This is a genomic window from Micromonospora sp. CA-249363, assembly GCF_050950185.1.
In the GTDB taxonomy this organism is placed as follows: domain Bacteria; phylum Actinomycetota; class Actinomycetes; order Mycobacteriales; family Micromonosporaceae; genus Micromonospora.
Map to the genome: position 1 here is coordinate 771,112 of NZ_CP192020.1, position 25,652 is coordinate 796,763.

Annotated in this window: 22 protein-coding genes and 1 pseudogene; 18 read left to right on the forward strand and 5 right to left on the reverse strand. The window is 70.5% G+C overall.

Features of this window, described 5'->3' with window-relative positions:
* Positions 1-32 precede the first annotated feature (32 nt).
* Complete coding sequence (cysD, locus tag ACQPZK_RS03735) at positions 33-944, forward strand: sulfate adenylyltransferase subunit CysD (protein WP_433536953.1); 912 nt, start codon at positions 33-35, stop codon at positions 942-944.
* The gene (locus ACQPZK_RS03740) at positions 944-2,257 is read left to right on the forward strand and encodes a sulfate adenylyltransferase subunit 1 (protein ID WP_433536954.1); all 1,314 of its coding nucleotides are present in this window, start codon (positions 944-946) and stop codon (positions 2,255-2,257) included. Before cysD ends, ACQPZK_RS03740 begins: the two co-directional genes overlap by 1 nt.
* Positions 2,258-2,486: 229 nt before the next feature.
* Here the strand turns inward: ACQPZK_RS03740 and galK are convergent, their stop codons facing one another.
* Positions 2,487-3,656 carry a galactokinase gene (gene galK, locus ACQPZK_RS03745; RefSeq protein WP_433536955.1) on the reverse strand — a complete coding sequence of 390 codons (1,170 nt, stop codon included), beginning with the start codon at positions 3,654-3,656 and terminating at the stop codon, positions 2,487-2,489.
* A 54-nt stretch (positions 3,657-3,710) separates the two neighbouring features.
* Positions 3,711-4,640, reverse strand: a complete 930-nt coding sequence (gene galE, locus ACQPZK_RS03750; protein ID WP_433539099.1) for a UDP-glucose 4-epimerase GalE — start codon at positions 4,638-4,640, stop codon at positions 3,711-3,713.
* 225 nt (positions 4,641-4,865) lie between these two features.
* On the opposite strand from galE, the pseudogene ACQPZK_RS03755 reads away from it, so the two are divergent.
* The 6 genes and pseudogenes from ACQPZK_RS03755 to ACQPZK_RS03780 all read left to right on the forward strand — a co-directional run.
* A pseudogene (locus ACQPZK_RS03755) lies at positions 4,866-5,837 on the forward strand (hemolysin family protein); the annotation flags it as partial.
* A gap of 189 nt (positions 5,838-6,026) precedes the next feature.
* Positions 6,027-7,052 carry a tryptophan--tRNA ligase gene (trpS, locus tag ACQPZK_RS03760; protein WP_433536956.1) on the forward strand — a complete coding sequence of 342 codons (1,026 nt, stop codon included), beginning with the start codon at positions 6,027-6,029 and terminating at the stop codon, positions 7,050-7,052.
* Positions 7,053-7,066: 14 nt separating this feature from the next.
* On the forward strand, positions 7,067-7,648 hold the full coding sequence (locus ACQPZK_RS03765) for a 2'-5' RNA ligase family protein (RefSeq protein WP_433536957.1): 582 nt from the start codon (positions 7,067-7,069) through the stop codon (positions 7,646-7,648).
* 79 nt (positions 7,649-7,727) lie between these two features.
* Positions 7,728-8,651 (forward strand): YhjD/YihY/BrkB family envelope integrity protein, encoded by a 924-nt coding sequence (locus ACQPZK_RS03770; protein WP_433536958.1) that lies wholly within the window; start codon positions 7,728-7,730, stop codon positions 8,649-8,651.
* A gap of 8 nt (positions 8,652-8,659) precedes the next feature.
* Complete coding sequence (locus ACQPZK_RS03775; protein WP_433536959.1) at positions 8,660-9,037, forward strand: GntR family transcriptional regulator; 378 nt, start codon at positions 8,660-8,662, stop codon at positions 9,035-9,037.
* 86 nt (positions 9,038-9,123) lie between these two features.
* Complete coding sequence (locus ACQPZK_RS03780; RefSeq protein WP_089017805.1) at positions 9,124-9,561, forward strand: hypothetical protein; 438 nt, start codon at positions 9,124-9,126, stop codon at positions 9,559-9,561.
* Between the two features lie 38 nt (positions 9,562-9,599).
* Here ACQPZK_RS03780 and ACQPZK_RS03785 read toward each other — a convergent pair whose 3' ends face one another.
* The 3 genes from ACQPZK_RS03785 to ACQPZK_RS03795 form a co-directional block, all read right to left on the reverse strand.
* On the reverse strand, positions 9,600-9,971 hold the full coding sequence (locus ACQPZK_RS03785; protein WP_433536960.1) for a VOC family protein: 372 nt from the start codon (positions 9,969-9,971) through the stop codon (positions 9,600-9,602).
* A 184-nt stretch (positions 9,972-10,155) separates the two neighbouring features.
* Positions 10,156-11,778 (reverse strand): glycoside hydrolase family 13 protein, encoded by a 1,623-nt coding sequence (locus ACQPZK_RS03790; RefSeq protein ID WP_433536961.1) that lies wholly within the window; start codon positions 11,776-11,778, stop codon positions 10,156-10,158.
* A 73-nt stretch (positions 11,779-11,851) separates the two neighbouring features.
* Positions 11,852-12,916, reverse strand: a complete 1,065-nt coding sequence (locus ACQPZK_RS03795; protein WP_433536962.1) for a LacI family DNA-binding transcriptional regulator — start codon at positions 12,914-12,916, stop codon at positions 11,852-11,854.
* A 178-nt stretch (positions 12,917-13,094) separates the two neighbouring features.
* On the opposite strand from ACQPZK_RS03795, the gene ACQPZK_RS03800 reads away from it, so the two are divergent.
* From ACQPZK_RS03800 to ACQPZK_RS03845, 10 genes are all read left to right on the forward strand, one after another.
* The gene (locus tag ACQPZK_RS03800) at positions 13,095-14,345 is read left to right on the forward strand and encodes a sugar ABC transporter substrate-binding protein (protein ID WP_433536963.1); all 1,251 of its coding nucleotides are present in this window, start codon (positions 13,095-13,097) and stop codon (positions 14,343-14,345) included.
* Positions 14,345-15,985: an ABC transporter permease subunit gene (locus ACQPZK_RS03805; protein WP_433536964.1), complete on the forward strand. Its 1,641-nt coding sequence runs from the start codon at positions 14,345-14,347 to the stop codon at positions 15,983-15,985. The genes ACQPZK_RS03800 and ACQPZK_RS03805 overlap by 1 nt, the downstream gene beginning before the upstream one ends.
* On the forward strand, positions 15,982-16,893 hold the full coding sequence (locus ACQPZK_RS03810) for a sugar ABC transporter permease (RefSeq protein ID WP_433536965.1): 912 nt from the start codon (positions 15,982-15,984) through the stop codon (positions 16,891-16,893). The genes ACQPZK_RS03805 and ACQPZK_RS03810 overlap by 4 nt, the downstream gene beginning before the upstream one ends.
* Before the next feature lie 67 nt (positions 16,894-16,960).
* Positions 16,961-17,308, forward strand: coding sequence for a hypothetical protein (locus tag ACQPZK_RS03815; RefSeq protein ID WP_405427415.1), 348 nt, complete (start codon positions 16,961-16,963; stop codon positions 17,306-17,308).
* A 277-nt stretch (positions 17,309-17,585) separates the two neighbouring features.
* Positions 17,586-18,653: a BMP family lipoprotein gene (locus ACQPZK_RS03820; protein WP_433539100.1), complete on the forward strand. Its 1,068-nt coding sequence runs from the start codon at positions 17,586-17,588 to the stop codon at positions 18,651-18,653.
* A 262-nt stretch (positions 18,654-18,915) separates the two neighbouring features.
* Positions 18,916-20,490 (forward strand): ABC transporter ATP-binding protein, encoded by a 1,575-nt coding sequence (locus ACQPZK_RS03825; RefSeq protein ID WP_433536966.1) that lies wholly within the window; start codon positions 18,916-18,918, stop codon positions 20,488-20,490.
* A complete protein-coding gene (locus ACQPZK_RS03830) occupies positions 20,487-21,836 on the forward strand; it encodes an ABC transporter permease (protein ID WP_433536967.1) in 1,350 nt (449 codons plus the stop codon). Before ACQPZK_RS03825 ends, ACQPZK_RS03830 begins: the two co-directional genes overlap by 4 nt.
* Positions 21,837-21,839: 3 nt before the next feature.
* The gene (locus ACQPZK_RS03835; RefSeq protein ID WP_433536968.1) at positions 21,840-23,117 is read left to right on the forward strand and encodes an ABC transporter permease; all 1,278 of its coding nucleotides are present in this window, start codon (positions 21,840-21,842) and stop codon (positions 23,115-23,117) included.
* A gap of 319 nt (positions 23,118-23,436) precedes the next feature.
* Complete coding sequence (locus tag ACQPZK_RS03840) at positions 23,437-24,147, forward strand: cytidine deaminase (RefSeq protein ID WP_433536969.1); 711 nt, start codon at positions 23,437-23,439, stop codon at positions 24,145-24,147.
* 138 nt (positions 24,148-24,285) lie between these two features.
* A complete protein-coding gene (locus ACQPZK_RS03845) occupies positions 24,286-25,566 on the forward strand; it encodes a thymidine phosphorylase (RefSeq protein ID WP_433536970.1) in 1,281 nt (426 codons plus the stop codon).
* The last annotated feature ends 86 nt before the right edge of the window (positions 25,567-25,652 follow it).

The window sequence follows — 25,652 nt, forward strand, 5'->3', positions numbered from 1 at the left end:
AGGTCTGGAAATCGGATGAGCGAGCGAGTGTCATGACCTCCCCCGCGGCCTACCGGGTCTCCCACCTGGACGCTCTCGAGGCGGAGAGCATCTTCGTGATGCGCGAGGTTGTCGCCGAGATGGAACGTCCGGTGCTGCTCTTCTCCGGCGGCAAGGACTCGATCGTCATGCTGCGGTTGGCGCAGAAGGCGTTCGCCCCGGCCAACATCCCCTTCCCCGTGATGCACGTCGACACCGGGCACAACTTTCCCGAGGTGCTGGAATACCGCGACCAGCGGGTCACCGAACTGGGGTTGCAGCTCGTGGTGGCGAGCGTGCCGGAGGCCCTGGCCAGCGGCATGGTCCGGGAGTCCGGCGACGGCATGCGCAACCGGATCCAGACGCCCGTGCTGCTGGACGCGGTGGAGAAGCACCGTTTCGACGCGCTGTTCGGTGGCGCCCGCCGGGACGAGGAGAAGGCGCGGGCCAAGGAGCGGGTGTTCAGCTTCCGCGACGAGTTCGGCCAGTGGGATCCGAAGAACCAGCGTCCGGAGCTGTGGTCGCTCTACAACGGCCGGCACCACCCGGGCGAGTCGATCCGGGTCTTCCCGCTGTCCAACTGGACCGAGCTGGACGTCTGGCACTACATCGCCCGCGAGCGCATCCCGCTGCCGTCGATCTACTACGCCCACGAGCGCGAGGTGATCGAGCGCGAGGGCATGCTCTACGCGGTCAACGAGTTCTTCCGCCCGCGCGCCGGCGAGGAGCGGTTCAAGGCCCAGGTGCGTTACCGCACCGTCGGCGACGCCTCCTGCACCGCGGCGGTCCGCTCGGACGCGGACACCGTGGAGAAGGTCATCGAGGAGGTGGCGGCCACCCGGATCACCGAGCGGGGCGCGACCCGTGGTGACGACCGGGTCAGCGAGGCCGCCATGGAGGACCGTAAGCGGGAGGGCTACTTCTGATGAGCACCGAGACCCTGGCCCCGGCCGCCGGCGCGGAGACCGCGCCCGAGGCGCGGCCGATGGACCTGCTGCGGTTCGCGACCGCCGGCAGCGTGGACGACGGCAAGTCGACCCTGATCGGCCGACTGTTGTACGACACCAAGTCGCTCTTCACCGACCAGTTGGCCGCGGTGGAGGCGGTCAGCGCGGCCCGGGGCGACGAGTACACCAACCTCGCGCTGCTCACCGACGGCCTGCGCGCCGAGCGGGAGCAGGGCATCACGATCGATGTGGCGTATCGCTACTTCGCCACGCCCCGGCGCAAGTTCATCATCGCGGACACCCCCGGGCACATCCAGTACACCCGGAACATGGTCACCGGCGCGTCCACCGCCGACCTGGCGTTGATCCTGGTGGACGCCCGCAAGGGCCTGGTCGAGCAGTCCCGCCGGCACGCGTTCCTGTGCTCGCTGCTGCGGGTGCCGCACCTGGTCCTGTGCGTCAACAAGATGGACCTGGTCGACTGGTCGCAGGAGGTCTACGAGCGGATCGCCGACGAGTTCACGGCGTTCGCCGCGAAGCTCGACGTACCGGACCTGACCGTGGTGCCGGTCTCCGCGTTGCAGGGCGACAACATCGTCTCCCGGTCGGAGAACATGCCGTGGTACGAGGGCCCGTCGCTGCTGCACCACCTGGAGCGGGTGCACATCGCCAGTGACCGCAACCTGGTCGACGTCCGGTTCCCCGTGCAGTACGTGATCCGTCCGCAGTCCACCACTGTCACCGACTACCGCGGCTACGCCGGTCAGGTCGCCTCGGGTGTGCTCAAGCCGGGCGACGAGGTGATGGTGCTGCCGTCCGGCTTCACCAGCCGGATCGCCGCCGTGGAGACCGCCGACGGGCCGGTCGCGGAGGCGTTCCCGCCCATGTCGGTGACGGTACGGCTGGCCGACGAGATCGACATCTCCCGGGGCGACATGATCTGCCGCCCGAACAACGCGCCTGCCGTCGCCCAGGACATCGAGGCGATGGTCTGCTGGATGGACGAGACGGCCCCGCTGCGGGTCGGCGGCCGGTACGCGATCAAGCACACCACCCGCTCGGCTCGGGCGATCGTGCGCGGTCTGCACTACCGGTTGGACATCAACTCGCTGCACCGTGACGAGTCGGCGGACGAGCTGCGGCTCAACGAGATCGGTCGGGTACGGCTGCGCACCACGGTGCCGCTGCTGGCCGACGAGTACCGGCGCAACCGCACCACCGGCGGCTTCGTCATCATCGACGAGACCACCAACCGCACGGTGGGCGCCGCCATGATCGTCGAAGCCGCCTAACCGCCCGCGCCCGCGCGCCGGGCTGCCGCGCGCTGCCATGATCGCGCTCGATCCATGAAGTAGTGGCCTCCCCGAACGGGAAGGCCACTACTTCCATGAACAAGCACGAAAATCCCGTCCCCCACCCCCGACCTCGCCGGTGATCAAGAGGTTCGCGTCAGGAATCGCGCGAATTCTGACGCGAACCTCTTGATCACCGCGTCAATCGGTCGGGGTGGACGGCTGGGGGTCAGCGCAGGCGGGTTGCGCCGGGGGAGGGGAGGACCGGGGTGGTGGTGGGGGCGGTGTAGGCGTGCTCGGCGTAGGCGGCCCGGACGGCGTCGGCTACCGCCTCGACGCGGTCGGTCTTGACCAGGGCGAGGACGCAGCCACCGAATCCGCCGCCGGTCATCCGCGCACCCAACGCGCCGGCCGACAGTGCCGCCTCGACCGCCGTATCGATCTCCGGCACGGTGATCTCGAAGTCGTCGCGCATCGAGACGTGCGAGGCGGTCAGCAGCGGGCCGATGTCCCGGACCCGGCCGGCACGCAGCAGCGCGACGGTGTCGAGCACGCGCTGGTCCTCGGTGACCACGTGCCGGACCCGGCGGCGGGTCTCGGGGTCGTCGAGCCGGGCCAGGGCGGTGTCGAGCTCGTCGACCGTCACGTCGCGCAGCGCGGGGACGCCGAGCGCCTTGGCGGCGGCCTCGCAGGAACGGCGGCGGGCGGCGTACTCGCCGTCGGCGTGCCGGTGTGGCGCGTGGCTGTCGATGACCAGCACGGTCAGCCCGGCGGCGTCCAGGTCGAACGGGATCTGCTCGACGGACTCGTCGCGGCAGTCGAGGAAGAGCGCTCGCCCGGCGCGGCAGCGGATCGCCGCGGACTGGTCCATGATGCCGGTCGGCGCGCCCACGTAGACGTTCTCCGCCCGCTGCGCCAGCCGGGGCTGCCGTTCGGCGGGCAGTTCCAGCCCCGCGAGGTCGAGCAGGGCGGCGAGCACGGCGGACTCGAGCGCGGCCGACGAGGAGAGCCCGGCGCCGAGCGGCACGTCGGAGGCGATGGCCAGCCGGGCGCCGGGCACCGCGTGGCCCGCGTCGCGCAACGCCCAGACCACCCCGGCCACGTACGCGCCCCAGCCGGTCACCCGGCCGGGCTCGGCCACGTCGTCCGCGTCGAAGGTGATCGTCTCGCCGGAGAGCTCGGACCAGACCGTCCAGCGTTCGTCGTCACGCCGGTCGGCGGCGACCACGGTACGCATCGGCAGCGCGAACGGCAGCACGAACCCGTCGTTGTAGTCGGTGTGCTCGCCGATCAGGTTGACCCGACCGGGTGCGGCCCACAGGCCGGCGGCGGAGGCGTCGTACTGGTCGATGAAGCCGGCGTTGGCCCGCTCGGCGACGTCACCGGTGGGGCTGGTCATGGTGCCTCCCTGTTCGCGACTGCGGGGCTCGTGAACCCGGCTCGCTCCTCGCGCTCACGGCTGCTCCAGGACGTGTGCCCGGTAGAAGGTCCAGGCGTCGCCGACCATGTCGTGCAGGGTTGGCTTGCGCGGTATCCACCCCAGTTCGTCACGGGCCAGCGCGGAGGAAGCGACCAGCTCGGCCGGGTCGCCTTCCCGGCGCGGCGCCACCTCGACCGGGAGTTGGTGACCGGTGACCTCGCGGACCACGTCGACCACCTGGCGGTTGGTGAAGCCGTTTCCGTTGCCGAGGTTGTAGATGCGGTGCTGACCTCCGGTGGCGGCGTCCATCGCGAGCAGGTGCGCGCGGGCGAGGTCGGCGACGTGGATGTAGTCGCGCACGCAGGTGCCGTCCACGGTCGGGTAGTCGTCGCCGAAGAGTTGGAGCTTCTCCCGCCGGCCGGCGGCGACCTCCAGGGCGATCGGGATGAGGTGCGTCTCCGGGTCGTGCCGCTCGCCGAGCGCGACGTCGCCGGCGAGGTGTGCTCCGGCCACGTTGAAGTAGCGCAGGGACACGGCGGCCAGCCCGTGCGCGACGGCCTCGGAGGTGAGCGCCATGTCGACCGCGAGCTTGGTGGCGCCGTACGTGTTGGTGGGCGCCTTGACCGCGGTCTCGGGAATCGGCAGCTCGGTGGGGTTGCCGTAGACGGCGGCGGTGGAGGAGAAGACCATCCGGGGCACCCGGGCGGCGCGGACCGCGTTGATCAGGGCGAGCGTGCCGATGGTGTTGTTCTCCCAGTACAGCTCCGGTTTCACCATCGACTCGCCGGCGGCGATGAGGGCGGCGAAGTGCAGCACTCCGTCGAAGCCGGCGTCGGGGGTGAGGACCTGGGCGGCGTCGTGGATGGAGGCCTCGACGTGCGTCGCGTCCGGAGCGAGCGCCTCGCGGTGACCGGTGCGCAGGTCGTCCAGGACGACGACCTGGTGGCCGGCGTCGAGCAGCATCCGGGTCACCACGCTGCCGATGAAGCCGGCGCCCCCGGTGACGAGCAGTTTCACGTCGTTGCCTCCTGCCTGGCCCGCCGCGACGTGGCCCTTGGTGATCACCCTACGGCGGCGCTCTGGGAGCGGTGTGGATCGCGCCGCACGCCATTCCATCATAAGCTCTCACGTTTAAACAGAGCCGCACATCTCCGGTGGGGTGGGCACCCGGTGTCTACCATCTCTGTCATGCGGGAAGCAGCCCGTTCCGGGCTCCGGCGGCGCGTGCGGAAACGGTCCCACCGTGACCCCGGGCCGCTCGCCCGGGCCGTCGCCCGGGTGCTGGTGCGCACCGCCGACGGCGCGACCCGCATCGTCACGGATCTGCTCGGTACCGGCCCGGCGGCCGGACGGGAACGCATCTCCGAGGCCGAGCTGCGGGACCTCGTGGCGGTCAACACGGTCCTCGACCCGGACGAGCGGCGGATCATCGACGAGGTGCTGGTGGCCGGCGCGAGCCTCGTCCGCGAGGTGATGATGCCCCGCACCGAGGTGGTCTTCCTGCCGGCCCGGCTGACCATCGCCGAGGCCGCCCGGCTGGTACGGGCCGAGACGCACTCCCGCTACCCGGTCACCGACGGCACCTATGACGACGTGGTCGGGTTCGTGCACCTGCGGGACGTGCTGCTTCGCCCGGACGCCGACTGCTGCCGCACGGTGGGCGAGCTGACCCGCGAGGTCAAGCAGGTGCCGGGGAGCAAGCGGGTCCTGGCCGCGCTGACCGAGATGCGCCGGGAGGGGCACCACCTGGCGGTGGTGGTCGACGAGTACGGCGGAACCGCCGGCATCGTCACGCTGGAGGACCTGATCGAGGAACTCGTCGGAGAGATCCACGACGGGTACGACAGGACGCCCGACCCGATCCACGCCGGCCTGCCGGCCGTGGTCGACGGCCGGCTCAACCTCGCCGACTTCGCCGAGCGGACCGGGGTGGCGCTGCCTGCCGGCCCGTACGAGACCGTCGGCGGGTACGTGATGGCCGTGCTGGGCCGCCTACCGCTGACCGGCGACGAGGTGCCGGTGCCCGCCGAGCCGACCGACGGCGGCGGAGATCCGGCGGGCCCGGCGGACGGTTGGCTGCTGCGCGTGCTGGCCCTGGACGGACGCCGGGTCGCCCGGCTCGCGGTGACGGCGGCCCGGGCGGCGGAGCAGCGGCGTGATCAGGCCGTCGGCCATCAGCGCGAGGCGGACCGGAGCGCGGCGGGACAGCGGCGGGGCAGTTCGGTCGGGCCGGCCCGACGGGTGGGGACGAGCGGGGCACGCGAGGTCAGCGCCCCGGCACCGGCAGGCCGGGGCCGACGCGCCGGCCCGTCATGACGGCCCCGCATGCTTGCTGACAGAATTATCGTCATGCCCGACGTTCCCGAGCGACCCCGCGTCTTCTCCGGCATCCAGCCGACGGCCGACTCGTTCCACCTCGGCAACTACCTGGGAGCCGTGCGGCACTGGGTGGCGCTGCAGGACACCCACGACGCGTTCTACTGCGTGGTGGACCTGCACGCGATCACCGCCGGTCACGATCCGGCGGTGCTGCGCCAGCGGACCAGGGTGGCGGCCGCCCAGCTCTTCGCGGTCGGCATCGACCCGGAGCGCAGCACGCTGTTCGTGCAGTCGCAGGTGCCTGAGCACCCGCAGTTGGCGTGGGTGCTCGGTTGCATCACCGGCTTCGGCGAGGCCAGCCGGATGACCCAGTTCAAGGACAAGTCGCAGAAGCAGGGCAACGAGCGGGCCAGCGTCGGGCTGTTCACCTACCCGGTCCTGCAGGCCGCCGACATCCTGCTGTACCAGGCCAACGCGGTGCCGGTCGGCGAGGACCAGCGCCAGCACCTGGAGCTCTCCCGCGACCTGGCCCAGCGGTTCAACTCGCTGTTCGGCGCGACGTTCACGGTGCCCGCGCCGCACATCGTCAAGGACACCGCGAAGATCACCGACCTGCAGGACCCGACGGCGAAGATGTCGAAGTCGTCGTCCTCGCCGGCCGGCATCATCGACCTGTTGGACGACCCGGCCCGCTCGGCGAAGAAGATCCGCTCCGCGGTGACCGACACCGGTCGGGAGATCGTCTTCGACGCCGAGACCAAGCCGGGCGTGTCCAACCTGCTGACCATCTACTCGGCGCTCAGCGGGCGCGGCATCGACGACCTGGTGTCCGCGTTCGCCGGTCGCGGCTACGGCGACCTCAAGAAGGAGCTGGCCGAGGTGGTGGCGGAGTTCGTCCGTCCGATCCAGGAGCGCACGCGCACGTACCTCGACGACCCGGCCCAACTCGACAAGCTGCTCGCCGCCGGCGCGGAGAAGGCCCGGTCGGTGGCCGGCGCGACCCTGCGGTCCGCGTACGAGCGGGTCGGTTTCTTCCCGCCGGTGCGCGGCGAATAGCGCTGCGGGGACGGGTGGGCGAGTCGGTGGCCGAAGTGGCGGCACGGGGCGTGGATCGCACTGGCGGGGTGCCGTCGTCGGGCGACACCGTGCAGATCGGCATCGCGGTGGACATCCCGGAGCCGTGGGGCGCGCAGCTCACCCGGCGACGAGTCGAGGCGGGTGATCCGCTCGCGGTGCCCGCGCACGTGACGCTGCTCGGTCCCACCGAGATCCCCACCGACGTGCTGCCGGGCGTCGAGCGGCACCTGGCCGCCGTGGCCGCCGCACATCTGCCGTTCACCCTGCACCTGCGGGGGACCGGCACGTTCCGGCCGGTGACGCAGGTGGTGTTCGTCGCGGTGGCCGCCGGCATCAGCGAGTGCGAGTTGCTGGCCGCTGCCATCGCGGCGGCGCCGGGCCTGCACCGTCAGACCCGCTTCCCGTACCATCCGCACGTCACCGTCGCGCAGGACGTCGCTCCGGAGGCGTTGGACAAGGTGTACGAGGATCTGGCCGACTTCTCCGCGATGTTCGAGGTCGACGGGTTCACCCTGTTCTCGCACAGTGGGCAGGCCCGGTGGCAACCTCGCCGGGACTTCCGCCTCGGCGACTGACGTTCGGCGACGCGCCGGATGGCGAGCGGTCTTGTGCTGGTTGCCGGGACGGCGGCCGGAGATCGGCGAGGATGATCGCGTGAACGTGATCGGCCAGATCGAGGCGGGCATCGACCGCTGGGTGAGTGCCGCGCGTGCCCGGTCCGGTCTGTTCGACCACGTGTGGCGTGCCGGAACGCTCTACGCCGACGTGTTGGCAGGAAGGCTCGCCGCGGCGATCGCGTACTACGGCTTCTTCGCCGTCTTCGCTCTCGCCCTGGTCGCGTACTCCATCTTCGGCGCGATCCTGGAGGACAACGACGAGGTCAGCGAGGCGGCGGCCGGGTTCCTGAAGGAGAACCTCCCGTTCCTGGACGCGCAGCAGATCGCGAACTCCAGCGGCACGGTCGGTGTGGTCGGCCTGGTCATCCTCGTGTTCACCGGCATCGGCTGGGTGGAGGCGATCCGCTCCTCCCAGCGGCTCATGTACGCGCTCAACCAGCAGCCCGGCAACCTCGTGGTCCGGCGGCTGGTCGACCTCGGGGTGATGATCGGCGTCTTCGTGCTGCTCGGCCTCTCCGTGGCGGCGGTGGACGCGTTGGAATCACTGTTGCGCTTCCTGCTGCGCAGCACTGGATCGGTCGGCCTGACCACCGTCAGCGCTGTGCTCAGCGTGCTGGTCAACGCCGTCCTCGCCACCGCGCTGCTGCTCGCGGTGCCCCGGCTGCGGATGAGCCGGTCCCGGTTGCGTCCGGTGGTGCTGCTGGTGGCGGTCGGCATCACGCTGCTCAACACGGTCGGGCGGTACTACGTGGTGCGTACCGAGCGGAACCCGGCGTACACCGTGGTGGCCGGCGCGGTCGGTCTGCTGCTCTACCTCTATCTGCTGAACCAACTGGTGCTGTTCGGGGCTGCGCTGCTCGCGACCAGCCGCAACGGACGTGTGGTGGACCTGGCGGAGGGCGCCCCGGTGGTGGACATCGACGAGGACACCGATCCCGGCGCTCCGGGCGGTGCGGGGTGAGGGCGGACATGTCCGACGTGCTGATCACCGTCGACCAGGACTCGCCGGTGCCGCCGTACGAGCAGGTGCGTGTGCAGCTCGCCGAGCTGATCGGCGACGGCCGGTTGCCGGTGGGCAGCCGCCTGCCCACCGTCCGGCAGCTCGCGGCCGACCTGCGGCTGGCCGCGAACACGGTGGCGCGGGCCTACCGGGAGCTGGAGGCGGCCGGACTGCTGCAGACCCGGGGACGCAACGGCACCTTCGTCGCCCCCGGGCGGGACGACGCCGTCGACCGGCTGCACCGGGTCGCCGTCGACTACGCCGCCGAGGCGCGGAGGCTCGGTGTGTCCGCGGACCGCGCTGTCGCGCTCGTGCGGGCCGCACTCGACGCCACCCGACACGACTGAGCCGACCGGTCCCTCGTCGACCGCCGGACGGGCGGTAACTGAACAGAACGGCACCGGCGCTCACGTTCGCGGACCATGATGAGCCGGTGGGCGCACTCATGACACTGGACCTGCCGGCCGACTCGCCGATGCTCGGCCTGCCGTGGATCATCACCTTCGGGCCGCTCGGTGACCTGGACGAGTGGGAGCCGGTGGTCTGCGGGCCATACGAGCGGCCGCACGCGTTGGCTCTGGCCGAGGCGGTGGTGGCCGAGGAGCAGTTGATGGCCGTGGTGGAACCGCTGCTGCCCGCGCTGTCGGCCGACGAGATCCGCAGCGAGATCGCCGCCGCGCAGGTGGCCGCCGAGGACGAGGCCCGGCAGGTCGAGGGGGCCGACCTGTACGGAGACTTCGAGGACGTGATCGACGAGGAGTTGGACGCCGCAGCCGACGAGGCGGGTCACGGCGAGCCCGCCGAGCCGCCGGACGAGGCCGAGGTGCGCGCCGGCTTCACCCGCATCGCGGCGCTGCTCACCGCGAAGTGACGCGGCGGAGTCGGCTCACCGCCACGTGACGCGGCGGGTCAGCGCCTCGGCGGGCCGTCCAGCACGCAGAACTCGTTGCCTTCGGGATCGGCGAGCACGGTGAACCGCTCGTCGCCGGTCTGGCCGACGTCGACGGGCCGCGCGCCGAGGCCGACCAGCCGCCGAACCTCGGCCTGCGGGTCGACGTCCGCGACCAGGTCGAGGTGTACGCGGTTCTTGCCCCGCTTGGCGGTGCCGGACCCCTGCAACCAGATGCTGGGCGCGGCGGCGGAGGGCCCTCCCGGGGGCCAGAGCTTCGCGCTGCCGTCATCGCCCTGCTCGACCTCGTAGCCGAGCGCCGCCGACCAGAACGCGACCATGGCGTCCAGGTCCTCGACGTCGATCGTGTACTGGGCCATTCGTACCGTCATGGGTCACCTCCGGTCTTCTGGCGGTACCCAGGGCGACGGAGGAACACACACGAACACCGGCGCCGCGCGGAATCCGTTCCGCGTGGCGCCGGTGCACCTCACCCCCCACCACAAGGGGTCGGCAGCCCAGTCGCCCGTTGGCGCGGGGCACGACGGACGACCAGGTCGAGATTGGCTTACCCGCTCAGCGCCGTTCCAACCAGGCGGCCGCGTCGACGGGCAGCAGATGGTCGGTCAGCGGGGCGCTCGCGACGACGGGCGTGCCGTACCCGTCGAGCGCCACGGGAGCTGAGCCGAGGTTGACGACGCAGGTCAGCACGGTGTCACCCGCGCTGCGGGAGAACGCCAGGACGCCCGGCTCGGTCTGCAACCAGGTGACGTCGCCGGCGTCCGCGGCCAGCGCCGGATGCTCGCGGCGGATACGCAGGGCCGTCCGGTACAGCTCCAGCGTCGAGCCGGGGGTGCCGGCCTGCGTGGTGACCGAGAGGGCGCGCCAGGTCGCCGGGGCGGGCAGCCAGCTCAGCTCGCTGCCGGCCGGCCCGAAGCCGTACGGTGCCAGCTCTCCACTCCACGGAATCGGCACCCGGCAGCCGTCGCGGCTCTCACCGGTCCGCAGGAACGCCGGGTCCTGCCGTAGCTCGTCGGGGAGGTCGAGGACCTCGGGCAGACCCAACTCCTCACCCTGGTAGAGGTAGGCGGAGCCGGGGAGGGCGAGCATCAGCAGGCTGGCGGCGCGGGCCCGGCGCAGCCCTTCGGGGCCGTCGCCGTAGCGGGTGACGTGCCGCTGCTTGTCGTGGTTGGACAGCACCCACGTGGTGGGCGCGCCGACCACCATCGCTTCGGCGAGCGCGGTGTCGATCACCTTGCGGAACGAGTCGGCCGACCAGGTGGCGTCGAGGAAGTCGAAGCTGAACGCCTGGTGCAGTTCGTCCGGGCCGATGTAGCGGGCCAGTCGCTGCGGCGTCTCGGCCCACGCCTCGGCGACCGCCATCCGGCCGCCCGGGTAGCTGTCCAGGATGGGCCGCCACGTGCGGTAGATCTCGTGGACCTCGTCCTGGTCGAAGTAGGGCAGGCGGCCCTTGCCGAGCAGTTCGACCTGGCGTTGCCCGGTCGTCGCCGTGCTGAAGCCGACGTCCGGCAGCCCTTCGGCCTTGATCATGCCGTGGGCCACGTCGACGCGGAAGCCGTCCACGCCCCGGTCCAGCCAGAACCGCAGCACGTCCTCGAACTCGGCGCGGACCTCCGGGTGACGCCAGTTCAGGTCCGGCTGGGCCGGGTCGAACAGGTGCAGGTACCACTGGCCGTCGGCGACCCGGGTCCAGGCGGGACCACCGAAGATGCTCTCCCAGTCGTTGGGGGCCAGTTCGCCGTGCGCGCCCCGCCCGTCGGCGAAGAGGTAGCGGGCCCGCTCGGGCGAGCCGGGGCCGGCGGCGAGGGCGTCGACGAACCAGCGGTGCGCGCTGGACGTGTGGTTGGGCACCAGGTCGACGATGATCCGCAGGCCGAGGGTGTGCGCGTCGGTGATCATCGCGTCGAAGTCGGCGAGTGTGCCGAACATCGGGTCGACGTCCCGGTAGTCGGCGACGTCGTACCCGCCGTCGACCATGGGCGAGGTGTAGAAGGGGGTCAGCCAGAGCGCGTCCACCCCGAGGTCGCGCAGGTACGGCAGGCGCTCCCGGATGCCTTCCAGGTCACCGACGCCGTCACCGTTGCTGTCGGCGAAGCTGCGTACGTAGACCTGGTAGACGACCGCGGAGCGCCACCAGTCGTCGTCGGTGCGGGGTGAAGCGGTGGTGCTGACGGTCATGGGTGGAATTTCCCCGTCTGTCGCAGGCTCGGGCGTGGCTGTGCGAGCAATATGCCGCCCGTCCCTGCAAGAGTCAAGCAGATCTTGCGTAAGGAAACCGCACGGCGGCCGGGGCCACCGCGGTGGAGCCGCGGACGACCAGCTCGGGGCGGAACAGGTACTCGGAGTGCGGGGCGCCGTGCCCGTTGATCTCGTCCACCAGAGCCCGGACCGCGGCTACCGCCATCGCGGTCACCGGCTGCCGCACGGTGGTCAGCGGTGGGTCGGTGAAGGCCATCAGCGGCGAGTCGTCGTAGCCGACCACCGAGAGGTCACCCGGGACGGACAGGCCGCGCTGCCGGGCCGCCCGCACCGCGCCGAGCGCCATGAGGTCGGAGCCGCAGACCAGTCCCGTGACACCGCGGTCGAGCAGCCGGCCGGCCGCCGCCTCGCCACCCTCCACACCGAACAGTGTCAGCTCCGCGAGGGGGCCGAGATCGGCCTCGGCGACGCCGGCCAGCCGGGTCATCGCCGCGCGCCAGCCGGCCACTCTGCGTTGCACCGGCACGAACCGGTCCGGACCGGTGATCAGGCCGATCCGCCGGTGTCCCAGGGCGACGAGGTGGGCCACCGCCAGGTCGGCGGCCTCCCGGTCGTCAGAGGAGACGAAGGGCGCGGCGACCTCGGGGACGTACCCATTGATCATCACGACCGGCAGCGGCCGGGCGATCAGCGCCCGGTAGCGGTCGTGGTTGGCGGCGGTGTCGGCGTGCAGGCCGGAGACGAAGACGATCCCGGAGACCTGGCGGTCCAGCAGCATCTCGACGTATTCGTCCTCGGTCACGCCACCGGCGGTCTGCGTGCAGAGCACCGGAGTGAACCCACTCTGTGCCAGTGTCGACTCGATGACCTGCGCGAACGCCGGGAAGATCGGATTGTCCAGCTCGGGCACCACCAGGCCGACCAGGCCGGCGCTGCGTTTGCGCAGTCGCGCCGGTCGCTCGTAGCCGAGCACGTCGAGGGCGGTGAGAACGGCCTGCCGGGTCTCCGGTGCCACGCCGGGGCGGTCGTTCAGCACCCGCGACACCGTGGCCTCGCTGACTTCGGCCTGTTGGGCGATGTCGGACAGTCGAGCGCGCATTGCGGCACTGTAGCCCACTGGCAAGTTCTTGCGAGGCTGTCTGCAAGCCCTTCCATTACTTGCAACGCCTTGCTAACGTCCCCGCAACATACGAAGGCGGCAGCGCAGATCGCTGCGCCAATCAGCAAGAACTTTCAGCTTTCCACTGGCGGGGCGACCTTCCCCCGGCGGACCCGCCATGACGACAGGAGTACCGATGCGCATCCGTACCGCGGGTGTGGTCGCCGTTCTCGGCCTGGCGCTCGCCGCCTCGGGCTGCGGCGGCGACAGCGACGAGCCGGCCACGAAGGAAACCCCCACGGCCGCCGGCGGCAAACTGGTGATCTGGGCCGACGACAAGCGGACCGCGGCGCTCAAGCCGTTCGCCGAGAAGTTCGGTCAGGAGAACGGCGTCACCGTCGAGGTGCAGGCCGTCCCGAACGAGGACCTGCAGAACAACTTCGTGACCGTGTCGAGCCAGGGCGGCGGTCCGGACGTGGTGATCGGCGCGCACGACTGGATCGGCAACCTGGTCCAGAACGGCGCCATCGATCCGGTGCAGCTGCCCGCGGAGCAGAAGGCCGCCTTCAGCGAGAGCGCCGTCAAGGCCGTCACGTTCAACGGGCAGCTCTACGGCGTGCCGTACGCGCAGGAGAACCTGGCGCTGATCCGCAACACCGAACTGGCCCCCGAGGCGCCGAAGACGATCGAGGACCTGGTCGCCACCGGGAAGCAGCTCAAGGCGCAGAAGAAGGTCACCGAGACGCTCTGCCTCCAGGTCGGACAGAAGGGCGACGCGTACCACATCTACCCGCTGTACTCCTCTGCCGGCGGTTACCTCTTCGGCACCACGGCGAACGGGGACTACGACCCGAAGGACCTCGGCGTCGGCAAGCCGGAGTCGATCGCCGCGTTCAAGAAGATCGCCGCGCTCGGCGAGAAGGGCGAGGGCGTGCTGAAGCGTTCCATCGCCGACACCAACGCGACGGCCACCTTCACCAGCAGGAAGTGCGCCTTCCTGGTCTCCGGACCGTGGGCCACCGCCGACGTGAAGAAGGCCGGCATCGCGTACGACGTCTCCGCCGTTCCCGGCTTCGCCGGCGGCAAGGCGGCCGCTCCGTTCATCGGCGTCCAGTCCTTCTACGTGGCCGCCAAGGGCAAGAACAAGGCGCTCGCCCAGGAGTTCGTCGTCAACCACGTCGCCAAGCCGGAACTGGCCGTGGCGCTCTACCAGGCCGACCCGCGCCCGCCGGCGTTGACCGCCGCGCTGGACCAGGTCAAGGGCAGCGACCCGGACCTGGCCAAGTTCATCGAGGCCGGCAGGAACGGCCAGGTGCTCCCGGCCATCCCGGCCATGGCCGCGATCTGGGACCCGTTCGGCAAGGCGGAGGCCGCCGTCATCGGCGGCGCCGACCCGACCAGCACGGTCACCGCGGCCGGCCGGACGATCGCCGGTTCGATCAAGTAATGAGTACGCCGCTGTCCGGCCCGGGGACTGGTCAGCAGACCCCGGGCCGGGGGCCCGTGGACACCGGGTCCCCCCGCACGTCCCGTACCGCGCGGAACCACGCGCCGATCACCGCGGCCGGCCTCGCCGCGAAGGTGATCCTGCTCGGTCTGGTGGCCGGCATCCCGATCTGGGCGGCATTCCCGCTCGTGGAGGCCGAGCAGTGGACCGGGCTGGCGGTGCTGGCGCTGACCACCGCCGGGCTGTTCTACCTGTACGCGGGCCGTCGGCACGTTCCGGCCAAGTACCTCGTCCCGGGCACGCTCTTCCTCATCGCCTTCCAGGTCGTGCCGGTCCTCTACACCGCGAGCACGGCCTTCACCAACTTCGGTGACGGCCATCGGGGCAGCAAGGACGACGCGATCGTCGCGATCCAGAGCAGCTCGGTGCGACAGGTCGCGGGTTCCGCCCAGTACCCGCTGTCCGTCGCCACCACTGGCGATCCCGCCACCGGCGCACTGGTCTTCCTGATCACCGACCCGGCGACCGCCACCGTCTCCGTCGGCGACCGGGGCGGCCTGCGTCCGCTCGACCCCGGCACGGTCACCGTCGCCCCCGGCGGGAGGGTCACCGCGGCCGACGGCTACACCGTGCTCAACGTCGGTCAGGCCAGCGCCCGCAGCAGGGACATCACCGATCTGGTGGTGCCGACCGCCGTCGGCGCGCTGCGCTCGTCCGGCCTGTCGCGGGCGTACGAGGGCAGGGCCGTGCGGGCGTACGACGCGGGTTGCGACTGCGTCCGGGACAGCGACAGCGGCCGGACCTGGACGGCGGACGGCGAGGCCGGCGCGTTCGTCGCCGCCGACGGCGAGCGCCTGGCCCAGGGGTGGAAGGTGAACGTGGGGCTGGCCAACTTCACCCGGATACTCACCGACGAGCGGATCTCCGGGCCGTTCCTCGGCACGCTGGTCTGGAACGTCGCCTTCGCGATCGGCTCCACCGGCGGCACGTTCATCCTCGGTCTGCTGATCGCCCTGGCACTGCACTCGCCCCGGATGCGGGGCACCAACCTCTACCGGATGTTGCTGATCCTGCCGTACGCCATGCCGTCGTTCGCGATGCTGCTGGTCTGGCGGGACATGTTCAACACCGACTTCGGGCTGATCAACAACCTGTTCGGGCTCGGCGTCGACTGGTTCGGCCAGGACTGGACGGCCCGCGCCGCGGTGATCCTGGTGCAACTCTGGCTCGGCTATCCGTACATGTTCCTCGTGGCCACCGGCGCGCTCCAGGCCATCCCGCGAGAGTTGACCGAGGCCACCTCGGTCGACGGGGCCTCGCCCTGGCAGTCCTTCCGCGCGGTCACCCTGCCGCTGCTGCTGGTCGCGCTGTCGCCGCTGCTGATCTCGTCGTTCGCGTTCAACTTCAACAACTTCAACGCGATCTACCTGACCACCGAGGGTGCGCCGTTCCCGGCGGACAACCCCGGCAACGGCGCCACCGACCTGCTGATCACCTACACCTATCGGCTGGCGTTCGGTGGGCAGGCGGCACAGTTCGGCTTCGCCGCGGCGATCTCGCTGTTCATCTTCGCGATCGTGGCGGTGGTGTCGGCGGTCAGCTTCCGGCGGACCCGTCAACAGGAGGAGGTGTACGCGTGACCACGCTCATCGACCCGAACCGCCCGACCGCGGTCGACCGCCCGGCGAGAGGGCGGAGGAACCGCTGGCTCGCCCAGGTCGGTTGGCGGCACCTGGTCGGCCTGCTCGGCGTGCTGTTCAGCCTCTTCCCGCTCGTGTTCGTCGTCTCGGCGGCGCTCAACCCGCTCGGCACCCTCTCGTCCACCGGGTTGGTGCCGACCGGCGGGGTGTCGTTCGAGAACTTCGGGGACCTGTTCGCGCGTACCGGATTCGGGCACTGGTTCCTGAACTCGCTGCTCATCGCCGGAGGCGCCTCGTTCGCCTCGGTGTTCCTCTCGGCGCTCGCGGCGTACGCCTTCTCGCGGATGCGGTTCCAGGGTCGACGGGTGGGGTTGCTGTCGTTGCTGTTGATCCAGATGTTTCCGCAGTTCCTGGCGATCGTGGCGATCTTCCTGATCTTCGGCACGATCACCGACCTGTGGCCGGCCGTCGGCTTCAACACCCCGTGGGGTCTGCTGCTGCTCTACCTGGGCGGTGCGCTGGGCGTGAACACCTGGCTGATGAAGGGCTTCTTCGACACCCTGCCCCGGGAGTTGGACGAGTCCGCGACCATGGACGGCGCCTCACACGCCCAGGTCTTCTTCCGGATCATGCTGCCGTTGGTGGCGCCGATCCTCGCGGTGACCGGACTGCTCGCCTTCATCAACACCATCAACGAGTTCCTGATGGCGAGCGTCTTCCTCACCGACACGGACGCCAAGACCCTCGCGGTCGGCATGCGGGGCATGTTGCAGGGCGGCGAGCGGAACACCAACTTCGGAATCTTCGCGGCCGGCACCCTGCTCACCGCGATCCCCACCGTGCTGGTGTTCCAGTTCCTTCAGCGCTTCATCGTCTCGGGCCTCACCTCCGGAGCGGTCAAGGGGTGAGCCCTTCGGCGCGCCGATCGACGGGCCCACTACTACGAACGGTCGTTGATGGGGGAGGATGGGCGGCGTGGAAGCGCTGCGACTCATCCTCCTCTATGTCCATCTGATCGGCTTCGCCCTGCTGCTCGGCGGTTCGATCGCCCAGTACGTCAGCGGGAAGCTGCGGATCAACTCCGCCATGCTCTGGGGCGCCGTGATCCAGTTGCTGACCGGCCTCGGACTCTCCGCGCCCCTGCGCGGCGGCGGTGACGACGAGCCGAACCCGGCAAAACTTGTGACGAAGTTGGTGATCGCCCTGCTGATCTTCGTCATGGTCTTCTTCTCCCGGAAGCGGGACGTGGTCAACCGGGGCCACTTCCTCGCGATCGTCGGCCTGACCCTGGTCAACGCGGCGGTGGCGGTCTTTTGGCGGTAGCGTCCGAGGGGGAGATGCTCCTCGGAAACCGGACTTCGACGACACCTCGGCGCTCGATTAGCAGCACGAAGAGTGATGTGCCCCACGCAAGGGTTACACCCGGGTAACAGGCACTCAACAGTCGTGCACGATTGTCGGCCGGTGGGTGGGCGCGGGCGTACGCTCCCGTCCGTAACGTGGGACAGCCGGCGGCACACCCGCAGGTCGGCTGATGGGCTGCCACCGCACTATGCGCGGTGTGCAATGGGAAGGAGACGTCTTGCGCTCGGTGCGTGGGATGCGGATCGCTTCGATCGTCGCGGTGGGTGGGCTCGCGCTCAGCGCCGCCGCGTGTGGCGAGGCCCCCGATGATGACAACAACGCCGGCAGCGGTGCCAAGAAGTTCAGCGCCTGCATGGTGACCGACGTCGGCGGCATCGACGACAAGTCGTTCAACACCTCGGCCTGGAAGGGCCTCCAGGAGGCCAAGGCCGCCAACGACAACATCGACATCAAGTACGTCGCGTCGAAGGCCGAGGCTGACTACGAGCCCAACCTGACGCAGTACGTCAACCAGAAGTGCGACTTCATCCTGGCCGTCGGCGGTCTGATGGCCAACGCCACCTCCAAGATCGCCAAGGCGAACCCGAACCAGCAGTTCGGCATCGTCGACGCCAACCCGGGTGACGCCAACATCTACCCGATGCAGTTCGACACCGCCCAGGCTGCCTTCCAGGCCGGCTACCTCGCCGCCGGGATGAGCAAGTCCGGCAAGGTGGGCACCTACGGTGGTCTGCCGATCCCGCCGGTGACGATCTTCATGGACGGCTTCGTCGACGGCGTGGCGTACTACAACAAGACCAAGAGCAAGAACGTCCAGGCGCTCGGCTGGAACAAGGAGACCCAGAAGGGCTCCTTCACCAACGACTTCGCCAAGCAGGACGAGGGCAAGAAGGTCTCCGACGCGCTGGTCGCCCAGGGCGCGGACATCATCATGCCGGTCGCCGGCGGCTCCGGCCTCGGCACCACCGCGGCGGCCAAGGCCTCGGGCGGCAAGTACAACACCATCTGGGTGGACGTCGACGGCTGCGAGAGCACCCCGGACTGCTCCGCGATCATCACGACCGTGGTCAAGAACATCCCGGAGGCCGTCAAGGAGGCCGTGGTCAAGGCTGCCGGTGGCGAGAAGCTGCAGGCCAGCCCGGGCTTCGTCGGCACCCTGGCCAACACCGGTGTCTCGATCGCCCCGTACCACGACTTCGACGGCAAGGTTCCGGCCGAGCTGAAGACCGAGGTCGACAAGATCAAGGCGGACATCGCCGCCGGCACCATCACCGTCACCTCGAAGGCCCAGCCGACCAAGTGACGACCGCTCGGCTCCTCCGATGAGATCATCGGAAGGGTCGACGGGGCACAGGTACGACCGATCGGCCGCTTCGGCCCCGCGGGTGACCGTGGGGGTCGGAGCGGCCGATCGCGCACCGCGTCGGCCAGGCCGCTCCGGCCCGCTCGACGGCAGCTAGGCTGCACCATCGCTCACACTCCAGGAGGTTGCGCTGAGACTCGAACTGCGCGGCATCACCAAGCGGTTCGGTGATCTGGTCGCCAACGACCACATCGACCTGACGGTGGAGCCTGGAGAGATTCACGCCCTGCTCGGCGAGAACGGCGCGGGCAAGTCGACCCTGATGAACGTGCTCTACGGGCTCTACCAGCCCGACGAGGGCGAGATCCTGGTGGACGGCACGCCGCTGCGCCTGAAGGGGCCGTCGGACGCCATCGCGGCCGGGATCGGCATGGTGCACCAGCACTTCATGCTGGTGCCGGTGTTCACCGTCGCCGAGAACATCATGCTCGGCGCCGAGCAGGTACGGGGCGGCATCGCCGGCTTCCTGGACCGGCGGCGGGCCCGACGCGAGGTCACGGAGGTGTCCGAGCGCTACAACCTGCGGGTCGACCCGGACGCGGTGATCGAGGACCTGCCGGTCGGCATCCAGCAGCGTGTGGAGATCGTCAAGGCCCTCACCCGGGACGTCGACCTGCTCATCCTGGACGAGCCGACCGCGGTGCTCACCCCGCAGGAGACCGACGAGCTGTTGACGGTCATGCGGTCGCTCAAGGCGGCCGGTAAGTCGATCGTCTTCATCACCCACAAGCTGGGCGAGGTCAAGGCGATCGCCGACCGGATCACGGTGATCCGGCGCGGAAAGACGGTCGGCACCGCCGCGCCGGAGACCACCCGCGACGAGTTGGCCGCGCTGATGGTCGGCCGCAGTGTGCGGCTCACGGTCGACAAGTCGCCGGCCACGCCGGGCGAGCCGGTACTCGAGGTGGCCGGCCTGGTCGTCGACGACGACCGGCAGATCCGGGCGGTCGACGGCGTGGACCTGACCGTACGGGCGGGCGAGGTGCTCGGCGTGGCGGGCGTGCAGGGCAACGGCCAGACGGAGCTGATCGAGGCGATCATGGGTCTGCGCCCGGTGCTCGCCGGCACGGTCAGCCTCGGCGGCGACCGGATCGACGGCTGGACGACCAAGCGGGTCCTGCGCGCAGGGGTCGGCTACGTGCCCGAGGACCGCAGCGTCGACGGCCTGGTCAAGGAGTTCAGCGTCGCCGAGAACCTGGTGCTGGACATCTACGACCGGCCACCGTTCGGCAGCGGCCTCGCCCTGAAGCCCGACGCCATCGCGTCGTCGGCCCGGGAGCGGATCGAGCAGTTCGACGTCCGTACCTCATCGGCGGATGCGGCGGTGGGCACCCTCTCCGGCGGCAACCAGCAAAAGGTGATCGTGGCGCGGGAGCTGTCCCGGCCGCTGAAGCTCTTCATCGCCGCCCAACCGACCCGTGGCGTGGACGTCGGGTCGATCGAGTTCATCCACAGCCAGATCATCCACGAGCGGGACGTCGGCACCGCCGTCATGGTGGTGTCCAGCGAGCTTGACGAGGTGGTCGGGCTGGCCGATCGGATCGCGGTGATGTACCGCGGACGGATCATCGGCATCGTCGGCCCGGACACCCCGCGTGAGGAGATCGGCCTGCTGATGGCCGGCATCCACCCGGACGCGGCCTCGGCCGGCACGCCGGCCGAGCCCGATGCGACCACCGCCGGCACCGCAGCCCAGCCCGGCCCGGCCACCTCCGGTGGCGTGGCCGACGGGGGTCCGGCGCGCGCCGAAGGCCCCGCGAGCGAGGACGAGGCATGACCAACCCCAATCCGCAGTCGGGCTCTCCGGACAAGGAGCCGGCGAGCGAGGCGCAGGCGGCGCAGAACGCCCTCGGCAACACCGAGCGGGCCGGCACGACCACGACGGAGAAGACGCCGGAGCCGAAGCCGTCCCTGGGCCGGCTCTTCCTGGACAACCTCTGGGCCGCCAACACCTTCACGGTGACCCTGTTGTCGCTGGTGCTGGCGATCGTCGTCGGCGCGGTGCTGATGATCGTCTCTGACCCGGACGTGCTGCACACCTACACCTACATCACCGCCCGCCCCTCGGACGCGTTCAGTTCGAGCTGGACGCTGGTCAGCGAGGCGTACGCCAACCTGTTCAAGGGCTCGATCTTCGACCCCGAGGCGTTCTCCGGCTGGCTGAACGGCAGCAACGGCTGGCAGGCGGTGCTCGCGCCGATCTCCGAGACCCTGACGTACGCCGCGCCGCTGGTCTTCACCGGCCTGGCGGTGGCGCTGGCCTTCCGTGGTGGCCTGTTCAACATCGGCGCGCAGGGTCAGGCGACCATCGGCGTGATCCTGGCGGCGCTGGCCGGCTTCCTGCTGCCGCTGCCGCCCGGTCTGCACCTGCTGGTGGCGGTGCTCGCCGGCGCGCTGGGCGGGGCGATCTGGGGCTTCATCCCGGGCATCCTCAAGGCCCGCGCGGGCGCCCACGAGGTCATCAACACGATCATGCTCAACTACGTCGCCACGTACTTCCTGACCTGGCTGATCGTGCAGAACGGCGTGCAGGACCCGACCCGGACCGACGCGATCAGCAAGGCGGTGGACACCTCCGCGCAGCTGCCCCGCCTGCTCGGTGACAACCTGCGGGTGCACGCCGGCATCCTGATCGCCGTCCTGGCCACCTGGGCGGTCGCCTGGCTGCTCAACCGGTCCACGCTCGGCTTCGAGCTGCGCGCGGTCGGCGCCAACCCGGACGCCGCGCGTACGGCCGGCATCAGCGTCACCCGGACGTACATCCTGATCATGGTCTTCTCCGGAATCCTGGCCGGCCTCGGCGGCTCGAACATGGTGCTCGGCTCGACCGCGAGCGCGCTGACGCCGCTGGTGGTGGCGCAGATCGGCTTCGACGGCATCCTGGTGGCGCTGCTGGGCCGGGTGAAGCCCTGGGGTGTGCTGCTCGCCGCGCTGCTGTTCGGCGCGCTCCAGGCCGGCGGCAACCGCATGCAGTCGTACTCCGGCATCTCGCTGGAGCTGGTGACCGTGCTCCAGGCGCTGATCGTCATCTTCATCGCCGCTCCCGCACTGGTGAAGGCGATCTTCCAGCTCCGGGCCGCACGGGCCGCCCGGTTGCAGACGAGCCTGGCGAAGGGCTGGTAACGCATGTCCACCATGGCTGTCCCCGACGTCGCGGTCGGCGTCGACGAGGGTTTCTGGACCCGGACCCGCAAGGTCGGCCTCACGCTGACGGCGCTCGGCCTGCTGGCGGCGGTGCTGTTCGGGGCGCTCGCCACCGATCAGGAGGCCCGGTTCACGCTCAGCGACGACGCGGCGGGCGCCGCCCTGGAGATCAACGGCACGATCGGCGCGATCCTGTTCGGGATCATCGCGATCGCCGCCGGCGCGGCGCTCCTCGCCGGGGTGCCGAAGCGCTGGTTCCTGCCCGTGCTCGGAGTGGGGCTGGTCGCCTTCGTGCTGTCCTTCCTCTGCTGGCAGGTCTCCGCCGCGCCGGCCGGGCAGAACTTCATGCCGCTGGTCAACATCATCCGGGGCACGTTCATCCTGGCTCTGCCGCTGATCTTCGGTGCGCTCGCCGGTGTGCTCTGCGAGCGGTCCGGTGTGGTCAACGTGGCCATCGAGGGGCAGTTGCTGATGGGCGCGTTCAGCGGCGCCCTGTTCGGCAGCATCTCCGGCAGCGTCTGGGTGGGTCTGGTCGCCGCCGCCATCGGTGGCGCGTTCATCTCGCTGCTGCTGGCCGTCTTCGCCATCCGCTACCTGGTGGACCAGGTCGTCATGGGCATCGTGCTGAACCTGCTGGCGGTCGGCGTCACCGGCTTCCTCTACGAGCGGCTGATGCAGACCGACGCGGAGAAGTACAACAGCGCGCCGCGCTTCAGCAACTGGGAGATCCCGCTGCTCAAGGACATCCCGGTGCTCGGGCCGGCGTTGTTCCGAGGCAACATCTTCCTCTACCTCGGCCTGCTGCTGGTGCTGGTGATCCACATCGGTCTGTTCCGTACCCGGTGGGGGCTGCGGACCCGGTCGGTGGGCGAGCACCCGATCGCCGCCGACACGCTGGGCGTCAAGGTGCTGCGGGTGCGCTACCGCAACGTGCTGCTGGCCGGTGTGGTCGCCGGTATCGGTGGCGCGTCGTACACGCTGGCGCTCTACTCGTTCACCAAGAACATGATCGGCGGCAAGGGCTTCATCGCGCTGGCCGCGCTGATCTTCGGCCGCTGGAACCCGACCGGGGCGCTGCTCGCCGCGCTCTTCTTCGGCTTCGCCGACCAGCTCGCCACCTACCTGAGCGCGATCAACAGCTCGATCCCCAGTCAGTTCCTGGCCATGCTGCCGTACCTGGCGACGATCCTGGCGGTCGCCGGCCTGGTCGGCCGGGTCCGGGCGCCCGCCGCCGACGGCAAGCCGTACATCAAGGGCTGACACCAGCAGGCGTGCCCGGCAGGACTCACCTGCCGGGCACGACGCGGTGCTCGCCGTCCGCGCCCACCAACACCCTCCCTGGGTACGTCGTCGAAGTGGTGCGCAGCCACGACGGTCCACCGTTCGTCTTGTGCAGGACGACCGAGTACGAAGATGGCCCCTCAGCATCCCGACCTCGATCAGGTGCGTGGTGGTGGGTAACAAGATCGCGGAGCAGGGGCAGTGTGATCACCGTGCACCCCTCCTGGCCGTGGGTAGCCGAGGTCGCGAACCCCGCCCTGCCCGCGCCTGACCTGGGCCGCTTGGGCAGAATGACGGCATGACCGACATTGACTGGGCGCGGTTGCGCGCCGCCGCCACCGAGGCGATGCGGCACGCGTACGCGCCCTACTCGACGTTTCCCGTCGGCGCGGCCGCGCTCGTCGACGACGGTCGTGTGGTGGTCGGCTGCAACGTGGAGAACGCCGCGTACGGGGTGACGCTCTGCGCCGAGTGCGGGGTGGTGTCCAGCCTGCACGCCACCGGTGGCGGTCGACTCGTCGCGCTCTCCTGCGTCGACGCCACCGGTGAGCCGCTGATGCCGTGCGGCCGGTGTCGGCAACTGCTCTGGGAGAACGGTGGCCCGGACTGTCTGATCGAGACGAAGACCCGCCCACTGCGGATGGCCGAGCTGCTGCCGCACGCCTTCGGTGTGGAGGACCTGGAGGCGGTGACCGGTGAGACGCCGGTGCCGGTCGTCCCGGAGCGGTTGGCCGCCTGGCGGGGTCGCGGCACCGTCTTCGTGCACCCGGACATGTCCGCCGGACAGCAGGTCTGGACGGCGTACTGGGAGCGGTCGGCCGGAGACGACTCGGGCGCCGAGACCGGTGTGCTGGAGGAGGCGCCGACCTGGGACGATCCCGCCGAGGCGATCACCTGGGGAATGGCCCGGACGCCACGGGTCGTCGTGGTGGACGAGACCGGCACGATCTTCTGGGCGGGCGAGGGGGAGCCGCCTTTGGAGATCCCGGTTCGGTGGTCTGCTTCTTGAGGTTGGGGGGCGGGGGCCGACCGTGCCCGGCTCCGGGCGGTCAGGCTTGATCCCTCCGCCGGGCACGGTCGGCCCCCGCCCCCGACCTGGTTACTGGCCGTCGGGCGGGATCTGCAACGGACTAGGAAAGATCTTTTGATGAGTGGGTTTGCTGCTGTTGATGTTATTCGGGTCAAGCGGGACGGGGGTGTGCTGTCGGACGCGCAGATCGACTGGGTGATGGACGCGTACACCCGGGGCGTCGTCGCCGACGAGCAGATGTCGGCGCTGGCCATGGCCATCCTCCTCAACGGTATGACCGGCCCGGAGATCGCCCGGTGGACCGCCGCGATGATCGCCAGCGGTGAGCGGCTCGACCTGTCGGCGGTACGGCGTCCGACCGTCGACAAGCACTCGACCGGCGGCGTCGGCGACAAGATCACCCTGCCGCTCACCCCGTTGGTCGCCGCCTGCGGGGCCGCCGTACCGCAGCTGAGCGGACGCGGCCTCGGGCACACCGGCGGCACGCTGGACAAGTTGGAGTCCATCCCGGGCTGGCGGGCGGCGCTGACCAACGACGAGTTCATCAGCCAGCTCGATGACGTCGGCGCGGTGGTCTGCGCGGCGGGCGCCGGGCTCGCCCCCGCCGACCGGAAGCTGTACGCGCTGCGCGACGTGACCGGCACCGTCGAGGCGATCCCGCTGATCGCCAGCTCGATCATGAGCAAGAAGATCGCCGAGGGCACCGGCGCGCTGGTCCTCGACGTCAAGGTCGGCTCGGGCGCCTTCATGAAGTCCGTCGACCAGGCACGCGAACTGGCCCGCACGATGGTGGAGCTGGGTGGCGCGCACGGCGTACGGACGGTCGCCCTGCTCACCGACATGTCGACCCCGCTCGGCCTGGCCATCGGCAACGCGGTCGAGGTGACCGAGTCGGTCGAGGTGCTGGCCGGGGGTGGGCCCGCCGACGTGGTGGAGCTGACCCTCGCGCTGGCCCGGGAGATGCTCGACGCCGCCGGCCTGCCGGACGCCGACCCGGAGGCCGCGCTGCGCGACGGGCGGGCGATGGACTCCTGGCGGGCGATGATCCGGGCGCAGGGTGGCGACCCGGACGCGCCGATGCCGGCTGCGCCGGAGGTCGAGGTGGTCCGGGCCGAGCAGGACGGATACGTGGCGGCCGTCGACGCGTACGCCATGGGGGTTGCGGCCTGGCGGCTCGGCGCGGGCCGGGCCCGCAAGGAGGACCCCGTCAGCGTCCCGGCGGGTGTGGTGTTGCACCGGCGGCCGGGTGACGCGGTGCGGGTTGGTGACCCTCTCTACGAGCTGCGCGCGGAGGATTCGACCCGAATTCCGGCGGCTCTGGCGGAGGCAAGTCGCGCGGTGCACATTGCGCCGACCGCAGCGACCACGGCACCCCTGGTCATCGAGCGGATCGGCTGACCGCACCGGGGTCGGGGCGGCATGGTGTCGGTCCCCTGGGAGCGCTATTGTCGCAGGCCAAAGGCGTGGCGCGCAGACAGGAAGTT

Excerpts from the sequence above, each read along its gene's own strand:
- cysD (WP_433536953.1), top strand. The coding sequence starts at position 33 with ATGACCTCCCCCGCGGCCTACCGGGTCTCCCACCTGGACGCTCTCGAG.
- ACQPZK_RS03740 (WP_433536954.1), top strand. The coding sequence starts at position 944 with ATGAGCACCGAGACCCTGGCCCCGGCCGCCGGCGCGGAGACCGCGCCC.
- galK (WP_433536955.1), bottom strand. The coding sequence starts at position 3,656 with ATGACCAGCCCCACCGGTGACGTCGCCGAGCGGGCCAACGCCGGCTTC.
- galE (WP_433539099.1), bottom strand. The coding sequence starts at position 4,640 with ATGCTGCTCGACGCCGGCCACCAGGTCGTCGTCCTGGACGACCTGCGC.
- trpS (WP_433536956.1), top strand. The coding sequence starts at position 6,027 with ATGCCCGACGTTCCCGAGCGACCCCGCGTCTTCTCCGGCATCCAGCCG.
- ACQPZK_RS03775 (WP_433536959.1), top strand. The coding sequence starts at position 8,660 with ATGTCCGACGTGCTGATCACCGTCGACCAGGACTCGCCGGTGCCGCCG.
- ACQPZK_RS03785 (WP_433536960.1), bottom strand. The coding sequence starts at position 9,971 with ATGACGGTACGAATGGCCCAGTACACGATCGACGTCGAGGACCTGGAC.
- ACQPZK_RS03790 (WP_433536961.1), bottom strand. The coding sequence starts at position 11,778 with ATGACCGTCAGCACCACCGCTTCACCCCGCACCGACGACGACTGGTGG.
- ACQPZK_RS03800 (WP_433536963.1), top strand. The coding sequence starts at position 13,095 with ATGCGCATCCGTACCGCGGGTGTGGTCGCCGTTCTCGGCCTGGCGCTC.
- ACQPZK_RS03805 (WP_433536964.1), top strand. The coding sequence starts at position 14,345 with ATGAGTACGCCGCTGTCCGGCCCGGGGACTGGTCAGCAGACCCCGGGC.
- ACQPZK_RS03820 (WP_433539100.1), top strand. The coding sequence starts at position 17,586 with ATGCGGATCGCTTCGATCGTCGCGGTGGGTGGGCTCGCGCTCAGCGCC.
- ACQPZK_RS03830 (WP_433536967.1), top strand. The coding sequence starts at position 20,487 with ATGACCAACCCCAATCCGCAGTCGGGCTCTCCGGACAAGGAGCCGGCG.
- ACQPZK_RS03835 (WP_433536968.1), top strand. The coding sequence starts at position 21,840 with ATGTCCACCATGGCTGTCCCCGACGTCGCGGTCGGCGTCGACGAGGGT.
- ACQPZK_RS03840 (WP_433536969.1), top strand. The coding sequence starts at position 23,437 with ATGACCGACATTGACTGGGCGCGGTTGCGCGCCGCCGCCACCGAGGCG.
- ACQPZK_RS03845 (WP_433536970.1), top strand. The coding sequence starts at position 24,286 with ATGAGTGGGTTTGCTGCTGTTGATGTTATTCGGGTCAAGCGGGACGGG.